Source organism: Streptococcus sanguinis (genome assembly GCF_020729725.1).
Taxonomy (GTDB): domain Bacteria; phylum Bacillota; class Bacilli; order Lactobacillales; family Streptococcaceae; genus Streptococcus; species Streptococcus sanguinis_V.
In genome coordinates this window covers 238,302-260,350 of record NZ_JAJEPA010000005.1, presented here as the reverse complement: position 1 = coordinate 260,350, position 22,049 = coordinate 238,302, and the positions used below count along the sequence as shown (strand labels likewise).

Sequence of the window (22,049 nt, the reverse complement as noted above, 5' to 3'; positions counted from 1 at the left end):
TGAAAAAAAGAGCACTGACTTATCCTAAAGGGACAAACCAACACTCTTTAATTTGTAATATTTTTAGCCAAACGATTAAGTCGCCACTGAAAGAGAATGCCGCTCATCACCAAGCTGGCAATGAGACCAATCCAATATCCATAAGGGCCTAAACTAGTATAGTGATCTAAGAAGAACCCCAGAGGCAGCGAAACTCCCCAATAAGCAATCAAACCTAAGTAAAATGGCACCTGAGTATCCTTGTAGCCCCGAAGAATACCCTGCAAAGGAGCCGCAAAAGTATCTGCTAATTGGAAAAAGAGGCTGTAGGTCAGAAAAACAGATGTCATACGGATAAACTCGGTATCCGACCCATAGAGAGCAGCCACACGGTCGCGTAAGATATAGAGAAAGAGGAAAGTAAATCCAGCAATTCCCAAGGCCGTCAGCCGCCCAAGTTTACAGAATTTCTTAACATCGTCAGGACGATTGGCTCCAATTTCATAAGAAACGATGATAGACATAGAAGTTGAAATACTCATAGGAAAGGCATACATTAAGTTTGAAAAATTCATGGCCGCCTGATGGCTGGCAATGATTAGTGACGAAAACTTAGCCATGACCAGGCCAACAACCGAGAAAATCACAACTTCTGCAAAAAACGTTCCGCCGATAGGCAGTCCAAGTCGAATGCCCTCGATTAAGCCCTTTTTATCTAGCGGTCGAATCTTCCATAGTTCATATGCTCGGATTTTTGGATGTTTGACTGCTACTAACAAGGATATGAGAAGCAAAACCCAATAAGCCAAAGAAGTCCCAAGTCCGGCTCCAGCTCCGCCCATTTCTGGAAAACCAAATGCTCCGTAGATTAGGGCATAATTAAAAGTGCCATTCAAAGGTAAAAGTAAGAGCATGAGATACATGGAAAGCTTGGTCAACCCCAGAGCATCAAACAGAGAACGAATGATGCTAAAGAGCAAAAGAGGGATAATGCCGAGCGCTAGATACCAAAGATAGTTCTTTGCCACTTCTTCTACCAAAGGCTCTAGGCCAAGGTGAGACAAAACTAGAGGAGCGCCCACAAATACCAAGGCAAATAAAATTAGCGATAGCCCCAAAGAAAGATAAATAAACTGATAAAAATCAGAAGCAATCTTTTCTTTTTTCCCTTGTCCTAAATGATGCCCGATTATGGGTACCAAGGCCGAAACAATCCCTATCAGCAGGTCGAAAAATGGAATCCAAAGACTAGTTGCCATAGAAACACCAGCCAGATGCAAGGTGTCATACTGACCTGTCATGGTCGTATCGACAAATGAGGCTGAAAAATTGGCCAGTTGGTAGATCAAAATTGGCAAAAAAATAGAAATAAAGAGCCGCATCCGCTGCTGTAAATTATGAGTTTGGTGCATAGAAATCCCTCAAAAACTTTTTCTAGCCAAGTGAAATCAATGAGCTTAGATTTTTAGAATATCAACTATCTTTACTATACTATAAGCCAGACAGATAGTCAAAAGGAAAAGGAAATCATATATCTGCCTCAGTAAAGACAACCTGACCTTTCTCAAATCCTGCGATTCGCGCTAAAGAAAGGACACGATATCCAGCTGTTTCTAAAAGCTTGCGGCCATTCTGAAAGGATTTTTCAATGACAATGCCAACTGCCTCAACCTGGGCTCCTGCTTGCTCGATAATGGTAATTAAGCCCTTGGCTGCCTGACCATTAGCCAAGAAATCGTCAATAATCAGTACCTTATCGTCAGAGTTGAGAAATTTCCCAGCAATCGAAACGGTCGAAGTCACTTGCTTGGTAAAAGAATAAACATCAGCCGCCAAAATCCCTTCTGTCATCGTGATGTTTTTGGCCTTCTTAGCGAAAATCATTGGTAGTCCTAGCGCTTCTGCTACGTATACAGCCGGAGCAATACCAGAAGCTTCAATAGTTACTACCTTGGTAATTCCTGCGTCCTTTACCGCCTCCGCAAAGACCTGGCCAATCTCTTTCATCAATGAAAAATCAATTTGATGGGTCAGAAAAGAGTCAACTTTCAGTATATTTTCACCTAACACTTGTCCATCCCTGAGAATCCGTTCTTCCAATTTTTTCATTCGTCTTCCTTCCTTTCCAAAATCCATCTTGATTCTAGCAGAAAAAGCACAGATATCCGTGCTTTTCCTTTACTCTTTTTCGTTTTTATTCTCGGTCTTTTCTTCTTCTCCAGCGTGATTGACTGCCTTTTTGAATTCCGAAAACATTTTACCGATAGATTGCCCCAGTTCGGGCAGGCGTTTTGGTCCGAAAATAAGCAGGGCGCCCAGAACAATAATGATTACCCCAGGTACTCCGATGTCTTTTAAAAGTCCCATTAGTTTCTCCTCGTTGATTTTCTTTGATAAATGATGCGACTAAGTAAGATGCTGACTTCATAGAGCAAAATCAGAGGCACTGTCATAGACAAGTCGCTGATAAAGTCGGCCGGTGTCAGGACAACTGCTAAAACAAGCAAGATGAAGTAAGCGTATCGTCTATATTTTACCAAAAATTTCGGATTGAGCAAACCGATAGAAGTCAGAAAGGACACCAGAACCGGCAACTCAAAAAGGCAGGCAATCGGAATAGTGGTATGAAAGACGAAACTAAGATAATTCTGCGCTGTCAGTCGTGTCTCAAAGAGGCCCTCACCTAGCGACAGCAAGACCTGCAAAATAGCTGGAGTCACAAAGTAAAAGCCAAAAGCCAGTCCCAGAACAAAACAGAGAAAGGTAGCCGGGATATAGGCGAAAACAGCTCGTGCTTCATTGGCTCGCAAAGCTGGTCGGACAAATTCCCAGACCTGATAAACAAGAAATGGCAAGGTTAGGGAAAAAGCGACCAGACTAGCCAGACTGATATAAATCCAAAGGATATCATCCGGCCCCAGCACCAGCAGCTTCTGCTCAAAATTACTGGTCAGCCATCGGTAAATATCAGCTGAAAAGAGCAAGCTAACCAGAAATACCACGAAGAAGCAAGCCAATACCGCTAGAAAACGCCGTCTAAACTCTGTCAAATGCTCAATAATAGTCTGCTCTTTTTTATCCATGCCGCTGCTCGCTTTTCTTATTTTTCCAGCTAACATAGACCACCAGCAGGATAAAGAGCGCCTGACTAACTACCACTTCTAGGCTTGGATAAATCCCCATCCAGTCTACAGTCACAAAGCCATTGATTAAGTGAGTCGGTAGGATATTGGTCAGCTGAAGGGCATGGATGCTGACGCCCAGCATTTTAAAGGCCAGAGCATAGATTAGCCAAGTCAGCCAGAAGAAAATGCTGTGTGGCTTGAGAAGACCAGACGCCTTGCTCATGATAAAGGCCAGCAAGACCAAGACCAGAACAGCCAAGCCGATTCCCAAAAGGAAATCAGTCATAGTGATGCGCGGCAGAATTCCCGCATAAAAAAGGATGGTTTCAGCCCCTTCACGGAAAACTGCCAGAAAGCTAAGAGCAAACATGGAAAGAAAACTGCCTGTGGCTGTTACAGCCTTCATTTGGCTTTCCATAAAGTCATTCCATTTCTCAATAGATGCCTTGCTGTGCAGCCAGATACCAACTAATATCATCATGGCGACAGCGAAAATTCCCACTGCACCCTCGATAATCTCACGATTGGATCCAGAAGCAACTACTGGGAAAAGAAACTGTAGCAAAGCTGCAATCACAGCGCTGGCTAGAACTCCGCTTGCTGCGCCGGCATAAACCCATTTGAGCCCTTTTTTCATCTTAGAGGCTTTCAGAGTCGTTATCAAAGCCATGACAATCAAAAGCGCTTCTACACCCTCACGCAGTAAAATCAGCATAGCATCAAAGAAATGGTAGGAAGCTGTCGTGTCAATCTGTGACAGCTCACTAATCAAGGATTCTAGCTGCTTTTGATACTTCTCTTCGCTCCCCTTGACCATAATAACTGGCGTCTGACTCTCTACCTTGGTATAAAGTGAAGGATTATTGACACTGACATCTCCTTCAATCGTTGGCCAAATGGTGATGAACTCTTTCATCTTGGCAGCAGCCTTTTTATCATCTCCGCTTTGAAAGAGACTTAAGGCCTCCTCTAGCAGCTTAATTCCATCTTTCAGCGTCAGATTACCAGCAGTTTCTTGGACTTTCTCACCTTTGACAAAATTATCAATGGCGGTTTTCAAATCATCAAAAGAAGACTGAATCATATCAAAGTCAGTAGGCTCCGTCTCAATGGCGCTGCGCAAGAATGAAATAGCTGTTTCTACCTTGCCGTAATGGGCTGTGCTGTTGTCTCGAACCACGCTTTCATTGGTAGTCCAGGTACTATTCATCTTCTTGTATGCTTCTCTTGTCGCTTCTAAATCCTTAGCGCTAATGGCCTTTTGTAGGTTTTCAAATTTTGGCTCTAACTTACTGAGAAGCTTCTTTTTCTCAGCCTCTAAGTCGACTGGATTCTGCTCTTTTTCAAATTTCAAGAGGGCAGAAGAGATTTGTGTCAGCTTCTCCTCCGTCACCTGACCCGATAAGTCTAGTGCCTTGCTTACCTCTTGTCCCGCTGCAGAGTCGTGATTAGCCACCTTTTCAAAGTCAGTCTTGATCTCTCCGACTAGCTGCTTGGCTTTTTCCTGGTCCTTCTGCTTGACTGCAGTGCTGGCATCAGTGATTTTGACGAATAGACTGCTGTAGCTATCATCCGCTAAAACCGGCTTAGCCAAAAAGATCAGCAAGAACCCCATGACAAGTAAGCTTTTATTCAAATAATTTTTGACCAAGGTATTCTCCTTTTTTCACTCCACCAAAGCAAGCAAACAAACCACTACCGATATGCGTGACGTATTCATTCATCTTATCTTGAGCGCCTAGATTAGTTAGAACTTTGACAAAGCTGTCTGGATCTTTCTGGAAGGAAAGAAAGAGTAAGCCTGTGTCGAACTGACCAGTAGTTTCATCAATCCCGTCCGAGTAAGAGTAAGACCGGCGATATATGGGCTTATCAACCTCCTTGGCCAGACGGACATGTGAATCCTCTGGCAGCAGGTCCAAGTCAACCTCGTCAAACTCGTCTTTCTTGCCAAAAGGCGCTCCGCTATCTTTATAGCGGCCGAAAGTGTTTTCCTGCTCCTGCAGATTGGTTCGGTCCCAGGTCTCAAGGAACATCTGGATTCGGCGGACAGCCATGTAAGAGCCACCCTGCATCCAGTCCTTGCTATCGCACCAAATGACCTTGTCGAAGTCTTTTTCCTTGGTCACATTGGCTGTGCCGTCCTTAAATCCAAAGAGATTACGAGGCGTTGACATCCGGTCTCCGATAGCAGCAAAGCCTGACTGACTCCACCTCATAGTGATGGCATTTCTCCCCTTGCGGACCAGATTGCGGACCGCATGAAAGGCTACCTGCTCATCATCCGCGCAGGCCTGGATGACAATATCGCCACCCGTATATTTTTCTTTAAGCTGCTCCTTTGGAAAAGGAGGCAAATCCCGAAAAGCCTTAGGTCGTTTGTCTGACAAGCCCATTTTTTTCAGAAAAGAGGCTGAAACACCGAAGGTCAAGGTCAGTCGATAAGGGTTTAGACCAACAGTTTCTCCAGTATCCGTTGGCGGCAAAAGAGCATTGGAATTATCTTTTTTGACCAATTCTCCATCTACCAGCTTCTCGCTATAGGCTGTCCAGTCCTTGAAGAGCTGGATAATGGTCTCCCTATCTGTCGTATGCAAATCCAGAATAACGAAGTAGATATTCTTCTGCATCGGAGTTGTAATACCAGCCTGATGCTCCCCGTAGAATCTGATTTCTTCCTCACCGTCAACGAATTTCTTATCTTCCTTGGCCTGATTAGCGAAAAAAGCAGATGCACCAGAGACACCCAGTGCAAGACCAGCGCCTCCAATCCCTGCTTTTTTAAGAAATTCACGACGATCCATCTTTTTATTAAACCATTTTTCGTCGTTTGTCATATGATTACTCCCCGTTTAGAATGACTCCCATTTGTGAAAGAGGCTCACCCAGTTTGGTCACAGCTTCCGCCAACTCTTTGGTGTCTTCTTTTGTCAATTCTGTATAGAGTTTGTAGTTTTCAGAGTCAGTCATGTGCTTGTCTAGGAGACTGTTTACATTTTTAAACTCAAGTTCCAAGGTCTTAACAAGCTTCTCATCTTTATCTTGAATCAATGGCTTGAAGAGCTCAAAAATCTTTTCTGCTCCTTCAATATTTGCTCGGAAATCATAGAGATCTGTATGAGAGAATACTTCTTCCTCACCTGTAATCTTGCTGGTCGCCACTTCATTGAGCAAGTCAACAGCGCCTGTCAGCATCATATCCGGCGTCACTTCAACCGTTGCGATTTTAGCTTTTAGCTCCTTGATATCGTTGACCAGCTGATCGGCATAACTTTCAGTTCCTTTGGTTGTATTTTGCTCCCACATGATTTTTTCAATGCGGTGGAAACCAGACCAGCCTTCTTCGGTCTTGTTTTCATCCACATAGTCGACTAAGCGGAAGTCAATTTTAACATCTGATTCACCAAAGCTCTCAGCAATCGGTTCCGAGCGCTCGTAGGCCATACGGATAAGCGGATATTGCTTTTTAGCCTCATCAAGCTTGCCTTCTTTAAGGGTATCACGAAACTTCTCCGTATCTGTCAGGAGCTGATCGATTTGTCCCTGGACAAAAGATTTGTAATCCGCTGTCGCCTTGTCCAATTCTTTCTGATTGACAGCCGTTTGGCTGCTGGATGCTTGGCTACTTGAGCCAGTCTTGTTTGAAGAGTTGTTGGCTGCGCAGCCAGTCAGTAAAATTGCTGTTGAAAATAGGACGATGCCAAGTTTTTTCATGGTGACTCCTTTGTTTTCTCTCCTAGATAGAGATTATTTCCTGTAAATTATACCAGTTTTTCTCTCATATTTCAAGAAATTGTCTGACAATTTAATCAAAAACTATATATTAAGACCATTAAAGCAGCTCTTCTTTGATTTTTCCGATTTCCGTCTTTTTCAGCACCAAGTAAATCGTATCTCCTAGATAGAGGCGCGTGCTACCATTGACCGTTTGAGTCTTTCCCTTGTGGACATTCATGGTAATCAAGACCCCATCAGGCAAGTTTAGCTCATGCACCTGCCGACCAGCAATCTTTTCAGAAACAGGGATTTCAATTAAAGTAGTATCTCCTTGGTCCTCGATACTATCTGGCAACATTTTTTCCAGCATGGCTTCATAGACTGGCGCTCCTTTTAGCAGATCCATGATAATGTAAGCAGTCAGAGTGACCAGTCCCAACGGCATGAGATTACGGATGTCGCCGACCATCTCTGTGACCAGAATCATAGCTGTCAGTGGAGCCTTGGAAATAGCTCCAAAGTAGCCACTCATGCCCAGAATAATGAAAATCGGAAATTGCTCCTGAGAAATCAAACCCAGCTGCAGACAGACTGCCCCCATTGCTCCGCCCAGAAGTGAACCCAGAGCAAGGATAGGCAGAAAAATACCACCTGGTAGCCCGCTTCCGTAACTCAGCATGCTCCAGATAAAACGCAGAACAAAAAATAAGAGCAAGGTTCCCACAGTATAATGACTAGCGGTCAAAGATAAAATCAACTGATTGCCCCCGCCCAGCAAGTGAGGCAGGAAATAACCAATCGGAAGAATCAAGGCAAAGGCCAGAATGGGATAATAGGCTTCTGAAATTCGAAACAAGCGCCCCAAAAACTGGTAAACCTGCTGAATATTCAAAATGACTTTCTCATAAATATAACCTGACAAACCTAGCAGCAAGCCCATGACTAGGTAAATCCAATACTGCTCCAGCTTCATGACCGGGATATTATCCGGCATGTCCAGCACTGGCGTTAGGCCAAACATGGAGAGTGAGACAAAGTTAGCAACTAGACTGGCCGCCAGCGTAGAAACCCAGAAAAAGCGTGAAAAATGACGGTAAACCTCTTCTACTACGAAAAGCAGGCCTGCGATTGGTGCATTAAAAGCTGCTGCTAAGCCTGCTGCTGCACCGCTAGCAATGAGCGCTCTCTCCTCAGCAGCACTTAGGTTTAGAAATTTAGAGACACCTTTTCCGCTCATTGCACCTAGCTGAATACTTGGTCCTTCTCGCCCCAACATCAGACCGCTAGAAATGGCTAAAATCCCCAATACAAACTTCTTCCAGAGAACACTCCACCAAGAAAGCGACATCAGGCCTTTCAGCTCTGCTTCGACCTGCGGAATACCTGATCCCTTGATATTTTTCTCCGACTTTACCCAGCGAGCGTTGAGCAAGACGATGAAAGCATAAAGGAACACCAAAGCCAGCAACCAAATCATAGACTGCTGACTCCAATGGTAGACATCCTGCACTAAATGAAAGATTTTTTCAATCAGAAAGCGAAAAACGCCCACCACCAGTCCAGCAAAAATCCCAACTAAGACACCTCGCAAAACCTGAGAAATAATCGAATGAGTTGCGAAATTAAATTCTCTCTTGATGTCGTCCTCACGTGAGATAGACTCTTTTGCCATTCCCAATCTCCTCTAAAAAGTTACTTTACCACTATTCTAGCACAAAGCAGGCCTGATAAACAGATGAAATATAAATTTCTTCTTTTACTTTTCTTTTTACAGCCTCTACAAAAAAGTCTGGAAATTTATTCCAGACTCATTTTCTTATTTTGCTTTCAAAGCTGCTTGAGCAATGTAGTTGTATGGTTTGTTGAAGTGTGGCAGGAAGAAAAGATCCAGCAAGGCCAATTTATCAATTGTAACCTTTTCCTGAATGGCCAATGAGAACATGTGAATACCCATAGACATATCTTCTCTAGAAACCATCTGAGCTCCAAGAACTACACGCGTGTCCTTATCATAAACAATCTTAATTGTAACATCGTGGTGTTCAACTTTTTCAAGGAAGGTTGGTTTTTGAGTATCTTTAAACTCGACTACAGCTGGGCTGTAACCAAAGCGTTTTGCTTTTTCTTCAGTTAGACCAGTTGAAACCATCTTCAAACCAAAGATTTCGATACCGTTAGAACCTTGAACACCATTAGACTCCAATTCATGTCCGCAAGCATTATGAGCTGCTACGATACCAGAGCGCAGGGCGTTAGAAGCCAAAGCGATGTAGTTTGTATCGTTGATAGAGTTATCGTAGACAGTCGCACAGTCACCGATTGCATAAACATCTTTGATGCTAGTTTCTTGTTTCTTATCCACCAAGAAAGCACCATTGCGGAATGTTTCCAACTTGCCAGCGCCAAGACCAGTGTTTGGTCGGAAACCAACCGCGAGAACAACCATATCTACATCATAGCTAGCTTTATCCGTTACAATGCGTTCTACCTTGCTTTCACCTTCAATAGCTTGAACAGTTTGCCCAAAGGCTAATTGAACACCGTTATCTTCAAGATTCTGACGCATCATTTCAGACAAGTCGTGGTCATAGTAACCCGCCAAACAAGTATCCACAACGTCAATCAGAATCACTTCTTTACCAAGGCGTTTGAAGGCTTCTGCCAACTCAACCCCAATGTAACCAGCTCCGACTACTGCCACACGTTCGATATGTTTGCTCTTGTCTTGCAATTTTTCAATAACATCTGCAGCATTTTGATACAATTTTACGAATTGCAGATTTTCCAAAGTTGACTTAAATTCCCGACTGTTAGGATCCATCTCAGCACCTTTAATCGGAGGCAGAATTGGCTGAGAACCTGTTGCCAAAATCAATTTGTCATATGACTCTACATGCTCTTTACCATCTACAATAGCTGTAACTTTTTTCGCATCATAATCAATTGACTCAACTGGTGAATTCATATAAACTTTTGCGCCTTTTGCTTCAAAAGTTTCTTTATCTGCATAAAAAAGTCCATCTGGCTTGCTGATTTGCTGTCCAATCCAAAGGGCCATTCCGCATGCCAAGAATGAAATGTTTGAGTTTTGGTCAAAAATAACTACTTCGTTTTCTGCACCATAATTGTCCAACATTGTATTAATACACGCTGTACCTGCGTGGTTTGCACCAACTACAACGATTTTACTCATAAGAATAGTCCTACCTTAATTTATAATTTACTAGAACAGTATATCATCTCCTGTGAGCGTTTACAAGAAATTTGCTCGAGATTTTCAAAAATTCTTATACTGCCTAAAATGCTTTACCACCGCTGTCTTATTGCTTCGAAAACACAGCTTTGTGCGAAAGTTAATTTTCTGAAAATATAACAATTTTAAGATTGTGAAACCGGTATCTTTTTGATATAATAAGGTTAGAGAGGTTAATTTTAGAAAGGTTGTGATAATGTGGACTTTGCTTCTCGCTCACTCCATTTGATGGGGAGTACGATTTGCATCTCTCTCTATCATGAGCGAGCGGAAATACTCTTAGATGAGGCAGTCCAACTGCTTCATCTCTATAAAAATCGCTTCAGTGCCAATGATGAAGACTCTGAACTTATGAGTATCAATCATCTGGCAGGAATTGAAAGTGTCTCAGTTCATCCAGAGCTTTTTGAACTGATTGAGCTGGGAAAATATCACAGCCTAGCAGAAGGCAGCCACTTAAATATCACTATTGGCCCTCTCGTTCAGACCTGGCGGATAGGATTTTCAGATGCCCGTCTACCAAGTAGGGAGGAGATTCAGCAAGCTCTGAGCTTAACTGACACAAACTTGCTTGAGCTGAATCCAGAAGATTGTAGTGTCTTTTTGACTAAGAAAGACATGAAGCTGGATTTAGGTGCCTTGGCTAAAGGTTATATCGCTGATAAGATTAAAGACTATTTGCTGAGTCAGGGAGTGACCTCTGCTCTTATCAATCTCGGTGGCAATGTACTAACCATTGGGCAGAATGCAGTCAGCCAGCGTGCCTGGCGAATTGGCATTCAAAATCCCAAGCTGCCTCGTGGCAATCACTCAGCAATACTAGCTGTCAGCAATCAGTCAGTGGTCACATCAGGAATCTACGAGCGAACCCTTACAGTTGAAGGGCGGAACTACCATCACATTCTGAATCGCAAAACAGGCTATCCTATCGAAAATCAATTGGCTAGTCTGACCATTGTTTCAGACAAGTCGGTAGATGGCGAAATCTGGACAACCCGTCTATTTGGTGAAAGTCCGACATCAATTCTGTCTCAGATTGAAGAGCAAGCAGGGATTGAAGCCTTGATAATCACCCAAGACAGTCAGCTCTTCTGTAGCTCAGGTCTTTTAGAGCAGATAATTACTGCTTCTTAATTCTCAAAAGTGATGAATTTGCTACAGCACTAAGCGGTACTTCTATCGCTCTAGCTTTTATAAATAATGCCCATTTAAAACGCCCTCTCTTTCTTTTGGTTTTACTTGCCTAAAGAAAAATAACTGCACCTACGAGGGATTTGTATCTTCATTTCAGAAAGGAAATTTTATGTTAAAACTTATTGCAATTGTTGGAACAAATTCTAAACGTTCTACAAACCGGCAACTTCTTCAATATATGTCTAAGCACTTTGCTGACAAGGCTGAAATCGAGCTGGTAGAGATTAAAGATATCCCAATGTTTAATAAACCTGCTGACAGAAACGTCCCTGAGTTGGTATCAGAAATTGCCGAAAAAATTGATGCAGCAGACGGCGTACTTATCGGTACACCTGAGTACGACCACTCTATTCCAGCTGTGCTTATGAACGCTCTGGCTTGGCTTTCTTATGGTATCTATCCACTGCTGAACAAGCCGGTCATGATCACTGGTGCTTCTTATGGTACACTTGGCTCCTCTCGTGCCCAATTGCAGCTCCGTCAAATTTTGAACGCTCCAGAAATCAAGGCAACTGTTCTTCCAGATGAGTTCTTGCTTTCGCATTCCCTTCAAGCTTTTGACCAAAGCGGAGACTTGGTAGATCTTGATGTTGTCAAAAAATTGGATGCTATCTTTGATGACTTCCGTATCTTTGTCAAAATCACTGAAAAATTGCGCAACGCACAAGAATTGCTTCGCAAAGATGCCGAAGAATTTAACTGGGAAAAATTGTAAGATAGGAGACCGAAAGAATGAAATTTGTTGGAATTGTAGGATCAAACTACGAACAATCATACAACCGAAAATTATTGGAATTCATCCGCCGTCAGTTCAAAATTAAATTTGAATTGGAAGTCTTAGAAATCGATGAAGTCCCAATGTTTAACCAGGATGAAAAATGGGATGAAAGCTTCCAGTTGCGTTATTTGTATAACAAAATCACACGTGCAGACGGTGTCATCATCGCAACTCCTGAGCACAATCATACTATCAGCGCTCCTTTGAAGAGTGTCTTGGAATGGCTCTCTTTCGAGGTTCATCCTTTCGAAAACAAGCCTGTCATGATTGTTGGTGCATCATACTACGACCAAGGAACATCTCGCGCTCAAGTTCACCTGCGTAAAATCCTAGACGCACCTGGTGTCAATGCTTACACTCTTCCAGGCAATGAGTTCTTGCTGGGCAAAGCCAAGGAAGCTTTTGACAATGATGGTAATATCACCAACGAAGGAACTGTGAATTTCCTTGAAACATGCTTAGATAACTTTATCAAATATGTAGAGGTGGTTTCAAAATTGAAAAAACCAAAACCAATCGAACCTGAAGATTTAGACTGCGGAAAACCAATCGCTACGACAATTACAGAAGTTGATCCAGATGATCCAGAATGGGTGGAAAAAGTCGCAGCAATCACTGGCGCTGTTTCTGGTGATACTTATGTCAAACTCGACCATGGTATCTTGACCGTTAACCAGATTGATATGTTCTTAAAAGCTATGCCATTTGAATTGACATACGCTGACGATAACAATCAATTCCTCTACTACAATAACGCCCACCAAGATCCAGACACTATGTTTGCTAAACGTGTGCCACCTCAATCAGGTAGCCGCATGTCAACTGTTCATGGTTCTCTTCCACCAGCTCGGATGAAGAATGTAGAGTGGGTTATTGGAACACTTCGCAACGGAAATCAAGAATACGTACGTACAATCGTCCCAGGTTCACCTGCAGGCGTTATCAATACCCACAACTACCAAGCTATGTACTATCCTGACGGATCATACGCAGGTATCAATGAAATCGTCTTTAATTTCCAACCATGGCTTGACTGGTACTTAAAAGAAACTGGTCAACGTTTGGTTGGAGGCAGCGGACCATTTGCTCCTGCCGGAGGTCATGGAGACGCAGACGCTACTTCTGGTGCTTCTGATGCTGGAGGCGATGGAGGTCATGGAGACGGAGGAGCCGATGCGACATCAGGTGCTAGCGCTTAATTACCTTTCAAACTAAAAAGAATGGATGATAAGTCCATTCTTTTTTGCTTTATTTCATTTCTTTGAAAGCTGCTTCTGCATCAGTATTGCTGATAGCCCCAAACTGGATTTTCCCGATTTTCCCTTGACTGTCAATGAGGATTTCAGTCGGGATACTGCGGATCTGATAGGCTTGGAAAATTTCTCCCGAAGTGTCAAATAGAACTGGTACATCTTTATAACCTTGTTCTTGAAACCATTTTGGGAATTCCTCGGCAGATTTCTCTCCTTGGAGACCTGGTGCTACAACTGTCAAGATTTCGAAATCACGGTCCGTTTTACCAGCTAATTCGACCAATTCTGGCATACTCTTCTTACAAGGTCCGCACCAAGAAGCCCAGAATTTTAGATAAACCTTCTTGCCTTTATAGTCAGAAAGCTTGACTGTTTTTCCATCCATAGACTGCAGAGTAAAGTCGGGAGCCTCTTGACCGACAGCTGCTTGGGTGACTGTACTTGTCTGAGCAGCCTCACTAGATGAACTGCTGGTTGTGGTCATAGTCATAGGCTTATCCTCCTGCTCCGAGCAGGCCGCCAAAAAGGCTACAGCTGACACAGTTGCTAATAACGTAACAAATTTTTTCATATTTCTTTCTCCTTTTATCCAAAAAGTCCAGACAGGGCGTTGAGCTGTCCTAGCATCAGCAGAATTCCCATCAGAATAATCAGGGCTCCACCGATTTTCTTCATCAGGCCCATATAAGGCTTGATTTTATTAAAATACTGCATAACAAAGCTAGATGCCAAAGCTAAGATTAAGAAAGGCAAGGCCATTCCCAAAGTGTAAATCAAGGTCAAAATTGCTCCCTGAAATGCACCATTCCCACCCGAAGCCGCTAAGGCTAAGACTGAGCTGAGAATCGGACCAATGCAAGGAGTCCAACCAAAGCTAAAGGTAATACCTAATAAGAATGCAGACCAAAAATGATGTTTCTGACCGTTCTTTTTGAAAGTCAAGCTCTTTTGAATCTGTAACTGGCGAATATTAATAAGCTCCATCTGGTGCAGACCTAGCAGAATGATGAGGCCACCCATCACATAACGAAAGGTCGGACTGTAAATAATCGTTCCTAAAAATCCGGCTCCAAAGCCTAGAAAAAAGAAGACTGTTGAGATACCCGCAATGAAAAAGAGTGTTCTAACCATTCCCTGCCAAGCAAGCTCTCGGCCGAATACTTTCAGGGTCTTGACCTCCTTGTCATCCAATAAAATGCCAATATAAACCGGCAATAAAGGAAAAATACAAGGGGAAAAGAAGGACAAAATACCCGCTAAAAAAACTGAAACAAAAAATAAAGGCGACTCCATTTACTCTCCTCTAACTCCTTACCTAGAATATTCATTCATTTATCATTATAAATGAATCTTATAGATTTTTCACAAATCCGCTACGGTAATTTTCTGGTAAACATAATGTGACTAGGAAAATAGAAAAATTCGCTTGATGAACAGCAAAACCAGTGCATTTTTTCAAACAGTAAAAAGCCGGAGAAAATCCTACCGGCTTGAATATTTTAAAACTTAATAGATTTAATCATCTGTAACTAGCGGCAAATAAAGACTAATCTTGGTGAATTTATCTGGTTCAGAATCGATTTCCATATGGTAGTCGTCTCCGAACTGCAATCTCAAGCGTTGATCGACATTTTTCAGACCGACACCGCCTAAGCGAGGGAGAGTCATGTCCGTAGAGTCGCGGAGTTCAAAACCACGGCCGTTATCATAGATAGACAGTATCAGCTGCCCCTCTTCTGCTGCTGACGTCACCCGAATCATGCCTTGTCGGTCAATTTCCTTGATACCATGGTAGATGGCATTTTCAACCAAGGGCTGGAGTACCAGCTTGGGCAATTTATAATCAGCTAGAGATTCATCCTCTTCAATCTCATATTGGAGCTTGTCACCATAGCGCTGCTTCTGGATAAAGAGATACTGACGAACGTGGTCAATCTCATCTTTGAGAGCAATCTGTTCATGTCCTTGATTGAGCGCCAAGCGGAAATATTGAGCGAGTGATTTCGTTACCTCAACAACACGCTTACTGTCATTAAACTCAGCCATCCAGACAATCGTATCCAAGGTATTATAAAGGAAATGGGGATTGATTTGAGCTGAGAGAGCTCGGAGCTCATAGCGGCGGACATTTTGTTCTTCAGCCTTGACAGCTTCCATTAGTTGTTCAATTTGGTCCAGCATTTTATTGAACTGCTGAGCCAAGTCAACCAACTCTGGAGAACCCTTAGCTTCCGCTCGCAGATTTGAGTCGCCTGCCCCAATCTTCAGAATAACAGCTTGTAGATTCTGAAGAGGCTTAATCCACAAACGCAGGACAAACCAAATACCAGTCAAGCACATCAGGAGTGCTAAAACGCCCATTCCTATAAAAGAATAAAGCATCTGTGACTGAAGCATCTGTAATTGCTCTAAAGAGGCAACGCCAATTAAAGTCCAGTCGCTGTCTGCGATATCAATCTGATAGACAAAAGCCTCTTTCTGGTCTGCGTAACCATCCTTGACCGAGATATAGGACTGCATAGCTTTCATTTCCTGACTGGAGGAGTAAACACTTTTCTTAGGATGATAGACAAATTCATGCTGGCTATTGACAATAAAGCTAAAGCCCTTCTTTCCTAGCTGAAGCCGATCCAAATAGGCTTTGAGACTATTGTAGCCAATATCCAAACGTAAAACACCTAGATTCTGCCCTGTTTCATCCACTACTTCCTGAGTGACGGAAACAACCCACTTCTCTTTCTCTGATGACAGAGACTCTTTGCGAGCAGGAGTCAAGACAGGCATGGCTCTGGTATGGACAGCTTCCTGATACCATTTTTCATTCATCATATCAGAGGATGTCTGCATGCTGATTTGAGTATCTGTCGAGACCACGCGCCCGTCCTTGGTAACCAATACTGCCGACACCAAATCCGGATCTGTTTCAATGATGGTTTTCATCAAAGCCTGTACTGACGTTTCGCTGCTTTCTTGATTCTGAGCAAACTTCCGAATCGTTTCTTCCTTGCTCAGTGTGGAGGTGGTTTGTTTTAATTTTTGCAAATAGGAAGCAATGAACTGCCCGCTTTGCTCCATGCTATTGCGCGTCGTCCGCTCTGTCAGCTGCCGAATAGTCCCCGAGCTAGTCTGATAGTAAAGACTCCCAACAAACCCCAAGAGTAAAAGGACCAGCAGAAAAATATAGACAATCAACTGGATAAGAAGCGGATATCGTTTCATTTCTCCCCTCCTTTTTTAAACTGTCGAGGTGTCAGCCCGACCACCTGCTTGAAGCGCTGAGAAAAATAGTTCATATCTTCAAAACCTACCTGCTCTGCTATTTCATAAATCTTCAAATCTGTAGTCAGGAGTAAGAGTTTTGCTTTTTTCATCCGCTCCTGAATCAGATAATCTTGAAAGGGCAAGCCTAATTCCTTTTTGATAAGAACGCTGAGATAGGACGGACTAAACCCCAATTGGAAAGCCAAACTTTTCAGGCTTAATTCTGAATCAGCTAGACGCGCGTGAATAACCTCTTCCAACTCAGAGCGCTGCCCCTGATCGACCAAGTTTTGAATCTGGGATTTTTTACGTTCCTTATCAAGCTTGGTCTGCACCTTGGCCAACATTTCCTCAACATCATCCTTGGAAAATGGCTTGAGAAGATAGTCATCTGCACCTAGCTTAATAGCTGTCCTAGCATAGTCAAAATCATCATAGCCTGTCAGAAAAACGATATGGCACTTAGGAGCCTGATCTCTGACTAGCTTGGCCAGTTCGAGACCGTTCATCTGTGGCATATTGATATCGGTCAGCAGGATGTCAGCAGGATTTTCCTGAAATTTCTTCCAAGCTTCTATTCCATTTTCAGCCTGGGCGATGACTTGCATACCAAACTGTTCATAGTCTACCAAGGATGCAATCCCCTGCCTTACCAGATACTCATCCTCTACAATCATAATTGAATACACAAGATTCAACTCCTTATTCTTACTGGATTTATTATAGCAAATTTTCAATCAAAATGCTCTTAAACATAATCCAAAAGATAACCGTAGCCCTTCTCCTCCATCTCAGCTTTTGGAATGAACTTAATGGACAAACTATTAATACAATAGCGCAAGCCGCCCTTTTCCTTAGGACCATCTGTAAAAACATGCCCCAGATGTGAATTTCCAGCCCGACTGCGAACTTCTGTCCGTGTCATATTGAAACTCTTGTCTTCTTTGTAAGTCGCAACATCTGGACTGATAGGACGGGTGAAACTGGGCCAACCGCAGCCTGAGTCAAACTTATCCTTTGATGAAAAGAGTGGCTCTCCTGTCACCACATCAACATAGATACCAGCATCGAACTTATCCCAGTAGCGGTTAGAAAAGGCCCGCTCTGTGTCATTCTTTTGTGTGACTGCGTATTCTTCAGGAGAGAGCTTAGCCTTAATCTCTTCATCGCTAGGCTTAGGATAGCGACTAGCTTCAATAACAGGGTAGGCAGCTTGATTGACATCGATATGGCAATATCCATTAGGATTCTTTTTTAGGTAATCCTGATGATAATCTTCTGCTTTGATAAAGTTTTTCAGAGGTTCTTTTTCAACAGCTAAAGGCTTATCATATTTCTTAGCAACCTCATCAAAGACCTGGTTAATCGTATCTAGATCAGCTTCATCCTTATAATAAACACCTGTCCGGTACTGAGTACCCTGATCATTTCCCTGCTTGTTTTTAGAAGTTGGATCAATAATGCGGAAATAGTGAAGCAGAATTTCTTTTAGCGAAATTTTCTTGGCATTGTAAGTGATGTGAACCGTCTCAGCGTGACCAGTTTGAGAGACCAATTCATACTTGGTCGTGTCTCCCTTACCATTTGCATAGCCTGATACTGCATCAAGTACACCTGGCACACGAGAAAAGTACTCTTCTACTCCCCAAAAACAGCCACCGGCCAGATAAATCTCCCGCTTGTCCTCTTCCTTGACATCTTCTGTCTTTTGTTTGGCTACCGCTTCTGTCTTGCTCATTGAAGCTTTCTTAATCTGTTCAGGAGATGATTGCTTACCATTCCCCGCAATCACATAGACCAGTCCAAAGCAGACAAGCAAACCAAGCATAACCAGAAGAATTTTCCATTTGCCTTCCATGTTCATTGCTCCTTTTTACTTGATTTCTTTCAGTGTTTTCTCAATATCTTCCTTGCTCATGTAGCCAATATGTGTCTTAGCAAGAGAACCGTCGCTGCCTACGAAAAGAGCAGATGGATAAGAGCGAATACCGTATTCTTTCAGCAATTCTCCCTTAGTATCCATGAGAACTGGGAAGTCTTTGTAATCTAAAGACTTGTACCATTCCTTGAAATCATCAGCAGACTTTTCTCCGTTAAAAGTCGGAGACACCACCGACAGGACAACATAATCTTTTCCTGACTGCTCCTTAGCTAAATCATTAGTATCACCAAGTGTAGATAGGCAGATAGAGCACCAAGAAGCCCAAAACTTTAAATATACTTTCTTGCCTTTAAAATCAGACAGTTTGTAGGTCTTGCCGTCCACACCTTGCAGACTAAAGTCCTTGGCCATCTTGGTAGATTGCCCAGAATCAGCTTTTGTTTCCATATTACTTTTATCACTTTTAGAAACTTCCGAGTTCATCTTCTGATTTGAACAGGCTCCCAAAAAGCCGACACAAAGCAGACTGATAGTCATTATCGATAACTTCTTCATCGTTTTCTTTCCTTTCAAAATAAGGAGAAAGCCGACAAAACTGACGACTTTCTTTCCTATGGTGGAATTCTTATTTGTCAGATGACATTTCGGATGAATCTTTCATATCATCCTTCATGCTTGAATCGCTTGATTTCATATCATCTTTCATGTCAGAATTACTGTCGGACATCATAGAAGAGTCCTTCATATCATCCTTTTTCATTTTATCATCAGACATGCTAGAGTCTTTCATATCCTCTTTCTTCATGTCGTCTTTTTTCATATCATCTTTCTTCATATCATCTTTCTTCATCATGCTGCTGTCATCCATCTTCTTCATGTCAGAATCTGATTTTTGATTAGAGCAGGCAGCTAGGACAAAGATACTAAGTGCAGCGATTGTAAGTGTAGTGATTTTTTTCATGATGTGTCTCCTTTAATTATATAATTTTTATCCAAATAATGATGCTAAAGCGTTTAGATTTCCAAGCATCAGCAAAATTCCCATGAGAATGATGAGTGCACCGCCGATTTTCTTAAGCGTTCCCATATAAGGTTTGAGTTTCGCAAAGCGCTGTAATACCCAGCCAGAAGCCAAAGCCATAGCTAGAAAAGGAAGTGCTAATCCAAGTGTATAAACCAACATAAGCAAACCTCCCTGAAGAGCGCCGTTACCGCCAGAAGCAGCAATTGCTAAAACAGAACTCAGAACAGGTCCCACACAGGGCGTCCAACCAAAGCTAAAGGTGATACCCAAGAGAAAAGCGTTAAGAAAATCACTTCTTTTACTATTCTTTTTAAGTTGGATGCTCTTTTGCTTTTGCAGTTGCTGGATATTAATGATTCCCATCTGATGGATTCCCAGTAGAATGACAATCCCACCAAGAACGTAGCGAAACCAAGGGGCATAGAGGACTTGCCCCAAAGCACCAGCTCCATAGCCCAAAACTAAGAATACAGTTGATAAGCCAGCTATAAAGCAGAGAGTCTTAGCTAGACCATACCAGGAAATATCTTTTCCCATAAACCGAACCGTTTTCGGCTGATCCGAATCCAGCAAAATCCCCACATAGACTGGCATAAGCGGTAAAATACAGGGCGAGAAAAAAGATAGAATCCCCGCCAGAAAAACAGAAATAAAGAACAAAAAACTTGTTGCCATTTCAAAAACCTCTCTATCAATTTCTGACTATAGTATAAAATAAAAATCCCCCTAAAAATAGGGAGATAGATTTGAAAAAACTTGAATTTGATGTTATCTTTGCTAAATCAAGCGTTAAAAATGTTTATCACTTATTGTGGATTTATGTTAAGTTGAGAGTAAATGTAAAAGTGCTTCCTAGGCCATACTGGCTTTCGACCGTTATTTCCCCACCCAGCTGATGAGCCAACTCACGTGCAATAGCAGGGCCCAGACCATGCCCACCTGTCTTCATATTTCGAGAAGTTTCCACACGGTAAAGGCGTTTAAAAATCTTATCCAAATTCTCAGGAGAAATACCCCGTCCCTCATCCTTCACACTGATTGTCAAGATTTGCTCAGTTAACTGAGCCACGATCTCAATTTTAGTCCCAGGGTCGGAGTATTTAAAGGCATTATTTAGCAAGTTGAGCAAAATACGGGAAAGTTTATCGTAATGGCTCTTAATTTTCGCTGACTCGGGAGACACTTGAATGTAGATATCCCGCTCCTCCCGCTCAATCAATAGTTGAAATTCACTCATGACCTCAATCAATAGCTGGTCTAGAAAGACTATTTCAGCTTCTTCATCTGATTCTATTTGAGGCTGGGCATTAAGAGTCAAAACATCTAATTCTTCCACCAATTTATTCAAACGCTCTGTCTGACGGCTAATCGTGGTCAAGTAATGAATCTGCTCCTCTTCTTCAATCACTCCATCTAAAATCCCCTCCACAGTCGCCTGAATAGAGGTAATGGGAGTTTTAATATCGTGAGAAAGCTGGGCAATCATCATTCCTTTTTCTCGTTCACTTTCATCAAGCGACTCAAACGTTTCTTGCAAATTATGCGACATATCATTAAAAGCCTGACCCAACTCTTGAAATTCGATAGGGCCCTTGGCGTCAATCTCTGTACTAAAATCCTTGTCAGCTATATTCTGAGCCTGTTTTTCAGATGCCAAAGGGAAGAAAATACTGGCGATAAAAGAAAGAGACTGACTGCCGCTCCTATAAAACTAGCAATCAATGTCATTCCAACTAGGAAATAAATCTCGCTTTTTACAATCAACATTCGCTGGACTGCCCAGAAAACGAGTAAAATCGTTAGTAGGCTAGAAATTAGGTACCCTACTAGAATGTAACTTTTTAATTTCATTTTCCACCTCGTGATCTTTCCATTTTATACCCAAGACCCCAGACAGTTTTGATGGCAGGAGTGTTTGAACTGGCATACTTGGTCAATTCCTGTCTCAGAGCATGGATATGAACATTAAGTGTATTGGTATCATCTACGAAGTCTTCCTGCCACACCTTCTCGTAAAGCTCCGTCTTTGAAAAAACTCTCTCAGGATTACTAGCTAAAATCCAAAGCAGTTCAAAGGACTTCACTGTTAATTCCAACAAACACTCCCCGATACGAGCCTCATGAACCACATGATTCATCATCAAGTCACCGAGCTCAATTTGTTCGATCTCACCTCCACGATGAAGTCGGCGCAAAATATTATTGACTCTTAGAACTAGCTCGCGTGGACTAAAAGGTTTGGCTATAAAATCATCTGCTCCTAAGCTCAACCCGTAAATTTTGTCTTGCTCGCTGGTCTTAGCCGTTGTAAAAAGAAAAGGTTGATCAGGTACTATATACTGAACCTCACTGATAAAGTCATAGCCGTCCATATTTGGCATCATAATATCCGTGATGATCAGGTCAACAGATTTCTTTCTGAAAAGCTCTAATCCCTCCACGCCATCTCGAGCCACTAAAACTTGGTAGCCAGCCTGCACAAGATAGCGCTTTTTGATATCCAGAATATCCATCTCATCATCAACAAGTAAAATTGTCTTTCCCATTGTCAATCTCCTCATAAAAACAGTGTTATACTGGCTT

Annotated in this window: 21 protein-coding genes and 1 pseudogene; 3 read left to right on the top strand and 19 right to left on the bottom strand. The window is 42.4% G+C overall.

Annotated features, from left to right (window positions below):
- Nucleotides 1-47 precede the first annotated feature (47 nt).
- From K4I03_RS01210 to nox, 9 genes are all read right to left on the bottom strand, one after another.
- Nucleotides 48-1,391: an MATE family efflux transporter gene (locus tag K4I03_RS01210; protein WP_227963439.1), complete on the bottom strand. Its 1,344-nt coding sequence runs from the start codon at nucleotides 1,389-1,391 to the stop codon at nucleotides 48-50.
- 115 nt (nucleotides 1,392-1,506) lie between these two features.
- Nucleotides 1,507-2,088: a xanthine phosphoribosyltransferase gene (locus K4I03_RS01205; RefSeq protein WP_227963438.1), complete on the bottom strand. Its 582-nt coding sequence runs from the start codon at nucleotides 2,086-2,088 to the stop codon at nucleotides 1,507-1,509.
- 69 nt (nucleotides 2,089-2,157) lie between these two features.
- Entirely contained in the window at nucleotides 2,158-2,346 is a 189-nt protein-coding gene (locus tag K4I03_RS01200) for a twin-arginine translocase TatA/TatE family subunit (RefSeq protein WP_002906601.1), read from the bottom strand.
- Nucleotides 2,346-3,062: a twin-arginine translocase subunit TatC gene (gene tatC, locus K4I03_RS01195; protein ID WP_227963437.1), complete on the bottom strand. Its 717-nt coding sequence runs from the start codon at nucleotides 3,060-3,062 to the stop codon at nucleotides 2,346-2,348. The genes K4I03_RS01200 and tatC overlap by 1 nt, the downstream gene beginning before the upstream one ends.
- Complete coding sequence (locus K4I03_RS01190) at nucleotides 3,055-4,755, bottom strand: FTR1 family protein (protein WP_227963436.1); 1,701 nt, start codon at nucleotides 4,753-4,755, stop codon at nucleotides 3,055-3,057. Before K4I03_RS01190 ends, tatC begins: the two co-directional genes overlap by 8 nt.
- A complete protein-coding gene (gene efeB, locus K4I03_RS01185; RefSeq protein ID WP_227963435.1) occupies nucleotides 4,733-5,941 on the bottom strand; it encodes an iron uptake transporter deferrochelatase/peroxidase subunit in 1,209 nt (402 codons plus the stop codon). The genes K4I03_RS01190 and efeB overlap by 23 nt, the downstream gene beginning before the upstream one ends.
- Nucleotides 5,942-5,945: 4 nt before the next feature.
- Nucleotides 5,946-6,818, bottom strand: a complete 873-nt coding sequence (gene efeO, locus K4I03_RS01180) for an iron uptake system protein EfeO (RefSeq protein ID WP_227963434.1) — start codon at nucleotides 6,816-6,818, stop codon at nucleotides 5,946-5,948.
- Nucleotides 6,819-6,936: 118 nt separating this feature from the next.
- The gene (locus K4I03_RS01175) at nucleotides 6,937-8,493 is read right to left on the bottom strand and encodes a ClC family H(+)/Cl(-) exchange transporter (RefSeq protein ID WP_227963433.1); all 1,557 of its coding nucleotides are present in this window, start codon (nucleotides 8,491-8,493) and stop codon (nucleotides 6,937-6,939) included.
- A 144-nt stretch (nucleotides 8,494-8,637) separates the two neighbouring features.
- Complete coding sequence (nox, locus tag K4I03_RS01170) at nucleotides 8,638-10,014, bottom strand: H2O-forming NADH oxidase (protein ID WP_227963432.1); 1,377 nt, start codon at nucleotides 10,012-10,014, stop codon at nucleotides 8,638-8,640.
- A gap of 258 nt (nucleotides 10,015-10,272) precedes the next feature.
- On the opposite strand from nox, the gene K4I03_RS01165 reads away from it, so the two are divergent.
- From K4I03_RS01165 to K4I03_RS01155, 3 genes are all read left to right on the top strand, one after another.
- Complete coding sequence (locus K4I03_RS01165) at nucleotides 10,273-11,208, top strand: FAD:protein FMN transferase (RefSeq protein WP_227963431.1); 936 nt, start codon at nucleotides 10,273-10,275, stop codon at nucleotides 11,206-11,208.
- A gap of 169 nt (nucleotides 11,209-11,377) precedes the next feature.
- A complete protein-coding gene (locus K4I03_RS01160) occupies nucleotides 11,378-11,983 on the top strand; it encodes an NADPH-dependent FMN reductase (RefSeq protein ID WP_002900396.1) in 606 nt (201 codons plus the stop codon).
- Between the two features lie 17 nt (nucleotides 11,984-12,000).
- Nucleotides 12,001-13,245: an NAD(P)H-dependent oxidoreductase gene (locus tag K4I03_RS01155; protein ID WP_060976398.1), complete on the top strand. Its 1,245-nt coding sequence runs from the start codon at nucleotides 12,001-12,003 to the stop codon at nucleotides 13,243-13,245.
- 49 nt (nucleotides 13,246-13,294) lie between these two features.
- On the opposite strand, the gene sdbB is transcribed toward K4I03_RS01155, so the two are convergent.
- From sdbB to K4I03_RS01105, 10 genes and pseudogenes are all read right to left on the bottom strand, one after another.
- Nucleotides 13,295-13,870, bottom strand: a complete 576-nt coding sequence (sdbB, locus tag K4I03_RS01150) for a thiol-disulfide oxidoreductase-associated lipoprotein SdbB (protein WP_227963430.1) — start codon at nucleotides 13,868-13,870, stop codon at nucleotides 13,295-13,297.
- A gap of 14 nt (nucleotides 13,871-13,884) precedes the next feature.
- A complete protein-coding gene (gene ccdA2 / locus K4I03_RS01145) occupies nucleotides 13,885-14,592 on the bottom strand; it encodes a cytochrome c biogenesis CcdA family protein (RefSeq protein ID WP_227963429.1) in 708 nt (235 codons plus the stop codon).
- Between the two features lie 222 nt (nucleotides 14,593-14,814).
- Nucleotides 14,815-16,518 carry a cache domain-containing sensor histidine kinase gene (locus K4I03_RS01140; protein WP_227963428.1) on the bottom strand — a complete coding sequence of 568 codons (1,704 nt, stop codon included), beginning with the start codon at nucleotides 16,516-16,518 and terminating at the stop codon, nucleotides 14,815-14,817.
- Complete coding sequence (locus K4I03_RS01135) at nucleotides 16,515-17,249, bottom strand: response regulator transcription factor (RefSeq protein WP_227963427.1); 735 nt, start codon at nucleotides 17,247-17,249, stop codon at nucleotides 16,515-16,517. Before K4I03_RS01135 ends, K4I03_RS01140 begins: the two co-directional genes overlap by 4 nt.
- A 59-nt stretch (nucleotides 17,250-17,308) precedes the next feature.
- A complete protein-coding gene (gene msrB, locus K4I03_RS01130) occupies nucleotides 17,309-18,418 on the bottom strand; it encodes a peptide-methionine (R)-S-oxide reductase MsrB (protein ID WP_227963426.1) in 1,110 nt (369 codons plus the stop codon).
- A gap of 15 nt (nucleotides 18,419-18,433) precedes the next feature.
- Nucleotides 18,434-18,997 (bottom strand): redoxin family protein, encoded by a 564-nt coding sequence (locus tag K4I03_RS01125; protein ID WP_227963425.1) that lies wholly within the window; start codon nucleotides 18,995-18,997, stop codon nucleotides 18,434-18,436.
- Nucleotides 18,998-19,067: 70 nt separating this feature from the next.
- Nucleotides 19,068-19,403, bottom strand: a complete 336-nt coding sequence (locus K4I03_RS01120) for a hypothetical protein (RefSeq protein ID WP_227963424.1) — start codon at nucleotides 19,401-19,403, stop codon at nucleotides 19,068-19,070.
- Between the two features lie 27 nt (nucleotides 19,404-19,430).
- Nucleotides 19,431-20,141, bottom strand: a complete 711-nt coding sequence (gene ccdA2, locus K4I03_RS01115) for a thiol-disulfide oxidoreductase-associated membrane protein CcdA2 (protein WP_002897620.1) — start codon at nucleotides 20,139-20,141, stop codon at nucleotides 19,431-19,433.
- 142 nt (nucleotides 20,142-20,283) lie between these two features.
- Nucleotides 20,284-21,317, bottom strand: a pseudogene (locus K4I03_RS01110) (sensor histidine kinase).
- Nucleotides 21,314-22,012: a response regulator transcription factor gene (locus K4I03_RS01105; RefSeq protein ID WP_032907405.1), complete on the bottom strand. Its 699-nt coding sequence runs from the start codon at nucleotides 22,010-22,012 to the stop codon at nucleotides 21,314-21,316. The pseudogene K4I03_RS01110 and the gene K4I03_RS01105 overlap by 4 nt, the downstream one beginning before the upstream one ends.
- Between the last annotated feature and the right edge of the window lie 37 nt (nucleotides 22,013-22,049).